This window comes from Acidobacteriota bacterium (assembly GCA_003696075.1).
GTDB lineage: Bacteria > Acidobacteriota > Polarisedimenticolia > J045 > J045 > J045.
The window spans coordinates 1-8407 of the sequence record RFHH01000142.1 but is presented as its reverse complement, the minus strand read 5'-3'; the positions used below and the strand labels follow the sequence as shown (position 1 = coordinate 8407).

Annotated in this window: 8 protein-coding genes; 1 reads left to right on the top strand and 7 read right to left on the bottom strand. The window is 72.7% G+C overall.

What is annotated here, in order from left to right; genetic code table 11:
- Window positions 1-198 (top strand): hypothetical protein (locus tag D6718_09875; GenBank protein ID RMG44564.1); only part of this gene is annotated, 198 nt, incomplete at its 5' end.
- 241 nt (window positions 199-439) lie between these two features.
- On the opposite strand, the gene D6718_09870 is transcribed toward D6718_09875, so the two are convergent.
- The 7 genes from D6718_09870 to D6718_09840 all read right to left on the bottom strand — a co-directional run.
- Window positions 440-652 (bottom strand): hypothetical protein, encoded by a 213-nt coding sequence (locus tag D6718_09870; protein RMG44563.1) that lies wholly within the window; start codon window positions 650-652, stop codon window positions 440-442.
- A gap of 134 nt (window positions 653-786) precedes the next feature.
- Complete coding sequence (locus D6718_09865) at window positions 787-1767, bottom strand: ketoacyl-ACP synthase III (protein RMG44562.1); 981 nt, start codon at window positions 1765-1767, stop codon at window positions 787-789.
- A gap of 169 nt (window positions 1768-1936) precedes the next feature.
- Window positions 1937-3163 carry a DUF1343 domain-containing protein gene (locus D6718_09860; protein RMG44561.1) on the bottom strand — a complete coding sequence of 409 codons (1227 nt, stop codon included), beginning with the start codon at window positions 3161-3163 and terminating at the stop codon, window positions 1937-1939.
- Window positions 3118-4239, bottom strand: a complete 1122-nt coding sequence (locus D6718_09855; protein ID RMG44560.1) for a hypothetical protein — start codon at window positions 4237-4239, stop codon at window positions 3118-3120. Before D6718_09855 ends, D6718_09860 begins: the two co-directional genes overlap by 46 nt.
- Window positions 4233-6044 (bottom strand): CvpA family protein, encoded by a 1812-nt coding sequence (locus D6718_09850; GenBank protein ID RMG44565.1) that lies wholly within the window; start codon window positions 6042-6044, stop codon window positions 4233-4235. The genes D6718_09855 and D6718_09850 overlap by 7 nt, the downstream gene beginning before the upstream one ends.
- Complete coding sequence (locus D6718_09845; GenBank protein ID RMG44559.1) at window positions 6013-7284, bottom strand: hypothetical protein; 1272 nt, start codon at window positions 7282-7284, stop codon at window positions 6013-6015. Before D6718_09845 ends, D6718_09850 begins: the two co-directional genes overlap by 32 nt.
- A partial coding sequence (locus D6718_09840; protein RMG44558.1) for a hypothetical protein occupies window positions 7284-8407 on the bottom strand: 1124 nt, incomplete at its 5' end. The genes D6718_09845 and D6718_09840, both read right to left, overlap by 1 nt.

Sequence of the window (8407 nt, the reverse complement as noted above, 5' to 3'; positions counted from 1 at the left end):
GGAGAGGCCTCGCGCCTCGCTCTCGCGATCGACGCCGCCGTCGCCGAAGGGAAGCCGGAACTCGCCGGCGTCGCCGGGACCGTCGCGGGCGACGATACGATCTTCGTCGCCACCCGCGACGAGCGCGGCGCGCGGCGTGCCCTCGCGCTGCTGGCCGCCCTGGCGCGCGGAGGGGGGACTCGCGGCGGCCGACGGTGACCGCGCCGCTTTTCGCCGGCGCGCCCGGCGGTGAGGCCGGGAATCGTCCCAGCGGGGGCTCGCCGCCGGAACCGTGCCGCGATGAAAGTCCTCCGGCGGGTGCGGGGACAAAGCCGCGCTCGCCGGCCCGGCCTCGGGGCGGCATCCCATCGGCGGGAAGAGACGATCGCCGGCTTCGGAGCGGGAACGACGGCGGCTCGGCCGCGGCGCGCCGTTCGGCGGCGCGAGCGGACGGGCGACGCTAGCGGCGCCGGCTCCGCCGCCACTCCGCCAGTCCCCAACGCCCGGCGGCCACCGCGGCGAGGAGCCCACCCCCGCCGACGACGATCGACGCGAGCGGGTCGCCACTCGACAGCGCCGTGGCCGTCGCGAGGCACGCGATGCCGAGCGGGGCCGCCCCGACGAGCGCGACGAGAGCGAGGTTCCGGCGCGAAGGCCGGCGTCTCCCGTACAAGGCTGATCCTCCTGCCGAGCTTCGGCCCGTCGATCGATTGGAATCTCTGTCGTCAAACCTACGAGCACGCGCGCCGAAAGCAACGCCGGCGCGCAGACCGCGCGGCGCTCATGGACGCTCGCGGCACTCCCCGGTCACAGGCGGAACAACGCGGCGGCCCAGGTGAAACCGGCGCCGAACGCCGCCGAGAGCACGAGGTCGCCGCGGGCGAGCCGCTCCTCTTCGAGCGCGTCGTTGATGGCCATCGGAATCGAGGCGGCCGAGACGTTCCCGTACTTGTGGATCGTCACATAGACCTTCTCGGTCGGGATCCGCGCCCGGTCCGCCGTGGCCTTCATGATGCGGATGTTCGCCTGGTGAGGCACGAACAGGTCGATGTCGTCCGGGCCGACCCCCGCGCGCTCCATCACCTCGCCGACGGCCCGCTGCATCGCCTTGACCGCGTGCTTGAAGACCTCGTTGCCGGCCATGTGGACGGTGTGCATCTTCTTGTCGACCGTCTCGTGGGTCGCGGGGTGCCGCGAGCCGCCCGCCGGCTCCCACAGCAGCTCGGCGAGAGCGCCGTCCGCTCCCCATGTGTGGGCGATCAGTCCGTCGCCCTCCTCGGCACCCGGGCCGAAGACCGCCGCGCCCGCCCCGTCACCGAACAGCACGCAGGTCGTCCGGTCCTCCCAGTTCATGAACCGCGACAGGAGCTCGGCGCCGACGACCAGGACGTACCGGCAGCGGCCCGACGCGATGAGCGAATCGGCGAGCGCGTACCCGTACAAGAACCCCGAGCAGGCCGCGGAGATGTCGAACACCGGAACGCGACGGAGCCCGATCTTGGGCTGGGCCCAGCAAGCGGTCGAGGGGAACGGGGTGTCCGGAGTGGCGGTCGCCACGATCAGAGCGTCGACCTGCTCCGCTCCGATGCCGGCACGCTCGAGAGCGGCTCGGGACGCCTCGCCCACCAGGTCGCTGGTGCACGTGCCTTCCGGAGCGATCCGCCGCTCGGAGATTCCCGTTCTCGTGACGATCCACTCGTCCGACGTGTCGACGATCTTCTCGAGGTCGTCGTTGGTCAGACGCCGCGGGGGAACGGCGGAACCGATCCCCAGGATCCGAGCACCCATCCTGCCTTCCTCTCCGTGCGGGCCGGCGCGCCCCGGCCGCGCGTCCTTCATCCTGTCGCGCCTGTGTCACGGTCTCGTCATGCCGCCCGGAGCCGGCCGGGGCTCCAGCGCGCCGCCGCACCGGCACCGCCGCAATTCACTGAGGGCCAAGAATTTGCCCGGGGCGGTCTCAGTAGAGCGTCACCGCGAGCCGCCGCTCGCGGAACTCGCGCTCCGCGGGTGCCCATCCGGAAGCGATGTCGCGGGGATCGGCGCCCGCTTCGAGAGCCTCCCTCAGGGAGGGCCCGCCGCCGAGCAGGTCGATCGCGGGGATGTCGGCGACGAATTCGTACGGCTCCATCCGCCAGGCGAACCGCTCAGGATCCTCCGCTCGGGCGGCGGCGAGAAGGGCGACACCGGTGAGGACCGGCCGGAACCGCTCGCGGTCCGTCACGTGGACGAACACGCCGCCGCAAACGCGGCCGGCGTGCTTGTGGAAGGAGGGGACGAACGCGATGGGACGGAACCGCACCCCGGGCAGGGCGAAGGACTCGAGGCGCTCCGCGAGCCGCCGGGGATCGAGCCAAGGCGCGCCGATCGTCTCGAACGGCCGCGTCGTGCCGCGACCCTCCGACAGGTTGGTTCCCTCGACGAGGCAGGAGCCCGGGTAGACCGTCGCGGTTTCGACGGAGGGCATGTTCGGCGAGGGGGGCACGAACGGGAGTCCCGTCCGGTCCCACCACATCTCGCGGCGCCACCCCTCCGCCGGGACCACCGTGAGATCGACGTCGATCCCGCGCTCCAAGACGGCGAACCGGCACAGCTCTCCCAGGGTGAGGCCGTGCCGCGGCGGAACCGGCAGCTCCCCCACGAAGCTGTGGTAGCCCTCCCGCACCGGCTCCCCCTCCACCAGCACGCCTCCGATCGGGTTCGGGCGATCGCAGACGATCACCGGCACGCCGCAGGATCCGGCCACGGGCAGCGAGCGCACGGCGCTCGCCGCGAACGTGTAGTAGCGCGCGCCGACGTCGACGAGGTCGACCACCAGGAGGTCGAGCCCGTCGAGCTGCTCGGGGCGGGGGGCCAGGGACGACTCGTCGGCGCCGTACAGGCTCACGACGGGGAGGCCGGTCACCGGATCGGTCCGCTCGTCGACCTCCACCATGTCCTGGAAGCCTCCGGTGACCCCGTGCTCGGGAGCGAAGAGCCGGACGACCTCGGCCCCGGCCTCCGCTCCGAGCACGGCGGCCGCCGGCCTGTACCCGCGGTCGATCGCCGCCGGGTGGGTGAGCAGCCCCACACGCCTGCCCCGGACCAGCGACGCCTGCTCGGAAGCGAGCACCTCGAGGCCAGGGCGCACGGCCGCGTGACTCACCTTTCCTCCTCCCGCCCGTATCCGAACCGAACGCCTTCCCAAGGATCGTCCCCCAGCGGCTCCGCCGGGACGGCCCGGCCCTCCAGCACGATCGACACCTCGCGCCCCCGCCGCTGCAGGCGCCAGTCCCCGCCCCCGGCGACCCGCAGCCGGCGCTCGGCCGCACCGGCGAAGCGCGCGGCTGCGGAGCCGCTGCGCCAGCGCGTGCGCCAGACGATCTCCTCCGGGCCGGCGAAATCGAGCCGGTCCCACTCCCAGCCCGCCGCCAGGCGCTCCGCCTCTTCCCCGGGGGCGACGGGCGCCAGCCAGGCGCGCAGGCCGAGCTCCCCCGCCGACAGGGCGTTCGGCGGAGGCCCACCCGGCGGCGCATCGTCCGGGTGGAGGACGCGCGCCGCCGTCGCGGGCGGCCGGCCGAGGTACCGGGCCACCGCAGCCGGCCCCCCGGCCTCGAAGCGGTCCCGCAGCCGCTCGAACGCGGCCCGGGTCAGGCCGTCCAGCGCGCGGAGAAGGACGGGGGCGCGACCGAACTCCGGACCCAGGCAGCGACGCGTCTCCCCGCCCTCCCGGTGGCAGGCGAGCGCCGCGGCACCGTCGAGCACGGCCGAGCGCGCCCACCGGCTGTCCGGCTCCGCGCCAGCCGGCTCCGGAACGGCCCTCGCCGCCAGCGCCCGGGCCACCGCGCGGACGACGACCGGCCAGGCCTCCGGCGAAGAGGCCGGCGCGGGCGCGATCGCCACGGTGTCGCGGGCCGGGTGGTACCAGGCGGGAGGGATCCGGCGGAGTTCCGCGCGCAGCAGCTCCTCCAGGGAACCGCCGGGGAGCAAGCCGAGCCGCTCGAGCGCGCGGCTCACCGGACCGCCGGCCGGTCCGGACAGAACGCTCGCCCGCTCGGCCGCGACGATGCGGGCCAGACGGGACAGCGCGACTCGCTCGAACCGGAGCGGGCGATCCTGCCGCAAGCCCAGAACGGCGCGCGCCGCCGCGGCCGCCCGGGCCACCTGCTCGCGGGCGGCCACCCCGCCCGCCGCTCCACCGGCGGCGGCACCCGTCGCGGCGGCCAGCGCGGCGAGCGCGGCGAGGCCGCGGCGCGCCCGCCCCCTGGCGCGCGCTCTCACCACGAGGCGGAGCGGCCCGTCTCCGGGCGCTTTCCTCCGAGCCAGGGATCGAGCGCCCGCCGGTGGCGGCGATAGGTGTCGGCGAGTCCCGGGGGCAGGACCCTGGCCGCGAGGTCCGTCACCACGATCGTGATCGGAACGAGGCGCGAGCGCCGGAGGGCCGGGGATCCGGGGGGAAGGAAGGCGGTGAGCGCCACCAGAAGCCCGGCGCACAGAAGGGCGCCACCCACGAGACCCACCACCGCGCCCGCCAGCCGGTCCAGCCAGCCCACCTCCGCCGCGGCGATGAGCCGGCGGGCGATCCAGGCGAGGGCGACGGTGGCGAACAGGCCGCCGGCGAGCACCAGCACGAAGGCGGCGACACGGGCCACCTCGGGCGTGGCGAACAGCCCGGAGAACCAGAGCGGGCCCCGGTCGGCGAGGCGCAGCGCGAGGGCGAGGCTGATCCCCAACCCCGCGAGGCCGACGGCGATGCGAACGAAGCCCCGCAGGACACCGCCGATGGTGACGGCCGCGAGGATGACACCGAAGGTGATGTCGACCGGGTTCAGCGACACGGCACCGAGAGGATAGCACCGCCGCAGCCCGTCACGCGCGGACCGCCCCCGTAACCGAACCGGGGACAGGAAGGCGCGATCGCCTCCCCGTCCCCGTCCGGGGCGCCTGGCCGTTTGGCGGCGAGGCGCCGGTTTTACATCCTGAGCGTGTAGGTGCTGCCCGGAGGTGTCGTGATGAACAGGAAGATCGGCTGGCCTTCCCGGACCATGTCCAGGCGCTCCGGCTCGGTGCGGAGCGTGACCTCCGGCTTCTGCTCGACGGTGATCTTGTCCGGCAGCCGCATCGGACAGCCCTCGGGCGCCTTGACCCGGTAGGTGCCGTAGGGCAGATCCGCCAGGCCGGCGACGGGAACGCCGTTGAGCTCCAGCTCGGGACGGCAACGCGCGTCCGGCGCAGCGAACGCGAACGAGAAGCGGTTCGGGTTGAGGATCACGGGATCCGGGACGCCGCCCTTCACGACGACGAACTCCCGCGGCGGGCGGTCGTCCCCCGGGACGGTGACCTGGTAGCGGCCCGGCGGCAGAACGACGCGGAAGGATTCGAGCCCCGCACCGGCCCGATCCTTGAACCGCCGCGCCGCCAGCTCGAACGCCGCCTGCGAGAAGGGATCGGTCGGCCCGCCGATCCGCTCGAGAACCATGCCGGCCCGCTGCGCCGGAGCGTATTCCTGGATCTCGAATCGGCTGACCACACCGGCCGACCAGAACTTCTGCAGGTCCTTCACGATCTCGCGCGGCGTGCCGAGTTCGAAAACGATCTCGCGCGCCCCCGCCAGAAGCCCGAGACGGCCACTCCGCTCCATCGTGACGTCCCACTGCACCGGGTTGAAGCCGAGCAGATCCACCACCTTCTCGTACTGCACGATCGACCGCTCGAGATCGACCCCGCGCGCGTGGAGGAGCGCTGCCTGCATATGGGCCTTGGCCACCACCTCCGATATCGCTTCGATCGTCTCCCGGTCGTCGTAGAAGAGCTTGTCCGTCGCCAGCCTCGCGTCGAGCTCCTCCACGTACCGCTCGACGTCGAACAGAGCCGAGCTGACCACCTCGGCGGTCGCACCCTCTCCCGAGAGCACTGCGTGGTACGAGGTGATCGCCCGGTACATCTCCCGGACGTGGTCGAGCTCGGCCTGCGCCTGCTCGCTGATCGCCGCCCAGGCGGGCGTCGCCAGCGACAGAAGGGCCGCGGCGGCTCCGATCGTTCTCCGCGTCATCGTCGTCAGCTCCCCTCGCCCTCCGCCTCGATCTGATCGGCCCTGGCCGAGAGGCCGAACTGGCGGAGGATGTTCACGTAGTTCTGCCGGAACGGCTGAAGCTCTTCGCCTTCGTACTTGCGCTTGGCCTTCTCGTAGGCGATCTCGGCGTTGGTGAGCGCGTTGATCTTGTCGCCGAAGTTGGCCTGCGCCCGGCTCAGGTCGAAGTAGGCGACCTCGTCGCCGTCCCATTCGAAGGAGGTGGCCTCCTTGGCCGCCTTGAGCGCCTCTTCGTAGCGACCCTGGTTGTAGTTGGCGTAGGAGATGACATGAAGGCTGGTGCCGTACTGGACCTGGATGTCGTGGTTCTCCGGATCGAGCCGGAAAGCCATCCTCCCGTACTCCACCGCCTGGAGCTTGTACTTGTGCTCGTCCAGCCGGCTCGCGTAGTCGGCCATCTGCCGGTAGATCTCGGCTCGGTGGCGGTAACCCTTCGTCGCCTCCGCCGCCTTACGGAACGTGTCCAGCACCTCGTCCGGGTCCGATTCCGGATCGGCCATCATGTCGAGACCCGTCTGCCACAGGACGCCGGCCCGCACGTTTCCGTCGTCGAACCCGACCACCTGGAAGAGCTGGTTGAAGCGGTCGTCGAACTTCGTTCCGAAGCCGAGCCTGCACGCCTCGCGGACGCGGACCAGGTAGACCTGCGGAACGGGCGAGTGCCTCGCCATCTCGAACGCGCGGTTGATGTAGAGCAGGACGAACTTGGCGAACGCCGTGTACTCGTCACCGTCCTTCGGCTTCCCCTGCAGTTCCTCGGCCCGGGAGATCAACGCTTTGTACAGGTACCAGTTGGCCTTGTTCTCGTAGTCGAGATTCCGGAACCCGTCCGCTTTCAGCTTCTCGTAGTAGGCCGAGCCCAGGATGTTGAACTTGAAGAACGGATCATCCTGCAGGATGTCGAGCGACGCGTGCATGGCGCCGAGCACGTCCCGCTCGAAGTCGTACTTGAACGTGTCGGGGGATTTCTTCCACAGCTCGAGGCGCGCATGGCCACCGATGAAGGAGACCAGCGCGAAATCGGCTCCGGCGTGGGGCAGTCCGGCCGCGTCCAACCGCTGCACGTAGGCGTCCGCGCGCTCGGCTGCCGCCTCCCAGTCCCGCGAGTTGTACGCGGCGACGGCCGCCTGCCGGATCGACTCGAGGTCCTTCACGACGTCCGTCTGCGCCGTGACGGCCGGTGCGGCCACGGCCATCGCCGCAGCGGACAGGAGCAACAGGCGACGAATCGAACTCATCACGATGCACCTCTGGCATAGCTGCGCAGAGCGTCCCGAGCCTGCTCTGCCTCCTCCACCTTGGACACGACGGGGCGCGCGCCCGAGCCGCGCGCCACGAACAGGGCGACGAGCCCGTCCTCGGTCGGGACCACCACGTGGACGATGCCGTCGCGGTAGCGAATCACGAGGCGGTCGCCATCGCGGGTCACCGACATCACCTCTCCATGACCTTTCCAGTCACCGCGGCCCCGCACCTCGCGCAGCAGATCGCTGATCTGCGGGAGCAGGAGGTTCCAGCGCGCGGCCTCGGTCGACCGCTGGCCGAGATCGTTCACCGAGACGAGCGGCAGGCCGTACCGGCGGGCGAGTGCCGCCCGCACCGCCTCGAGACGCGCGGAGGCGGCCGCGCGGGTCCTCCGCCCCGGCGAACCGACGGGGGCGTCCACGGGGGCCGCCGAGTACCGCAGCCCCGGATCGCCGCCGCGCTCGACCGCGAGCCGGGGCGCGGCGCCCGGCGCCTCGGAGGGCCGCGGGGCGGGCACGGCCACCTCCGGCGCGGCTCCGGGATCGGCGTCGTACACCACGTGGGTGCCGGTGACGGCCCCGGAGACCGCGACGGGCGCCGCCTTTTCCGGCCTGGCGGTGTTTCCCCGCGGGACCTCGACATCGGGCGCCTCCAGCGTCCGGCGCACGGCCGTTCCCGTCCGAAGCTGCTGGGAAACGGGCTGGAGCGCCGGCGCCCGCGCTTTCCGCGCCGAGGGCCGCGGCGTCGCGACCTCCACGTCCGGAGCCTCGAGATCCACGAACGTCTCCCGCGTGGGGGCGGCCAGCGCGGCGACCTTGGCCGCCGGCGTCCTGGGCACCGCCTTCGGTACGGCCACGTCGACGGGCGTCTGCACGGCTCGCAGCTCGGAGTGCGGCGAGTCCGCCGCGACCTCGACCTTCACGCGGGGCTCGCGCTCCGGCTCCGGGCGCGGGACGTCGATTTCGGGGACCTCCACCCGCCGGCGCACCTGCAGCGTCTCCGCCTCCGCCCGCAGCTCCACCGCGCGGGCGTCCGGCGGCCGATCGGGGAGCTCGATCTCCGGCTGCGGCAGCAAGGGCTCGAGCTTCTGTTCCTGCGGCTCGGGCGGGGGCGGTT

Bases quoted from the DNA above. Each gene is read 5' to 3' on its own strand.
- D6718_09845 (RMG44559.1), bottom strand. From the start codon at position 7,284: ATGAGTTCGATTCGTCGCCTGTTGCTCCTGTCCGCTGCGGCGATGGCC.
- D6718_09865 (RMG44562.1), bottom strand. From the start codon at position 1,767: ATGGGTGCTCGGATCCTGGGGATCGGTTCCGCCGTTCCCCCGCGGCGT.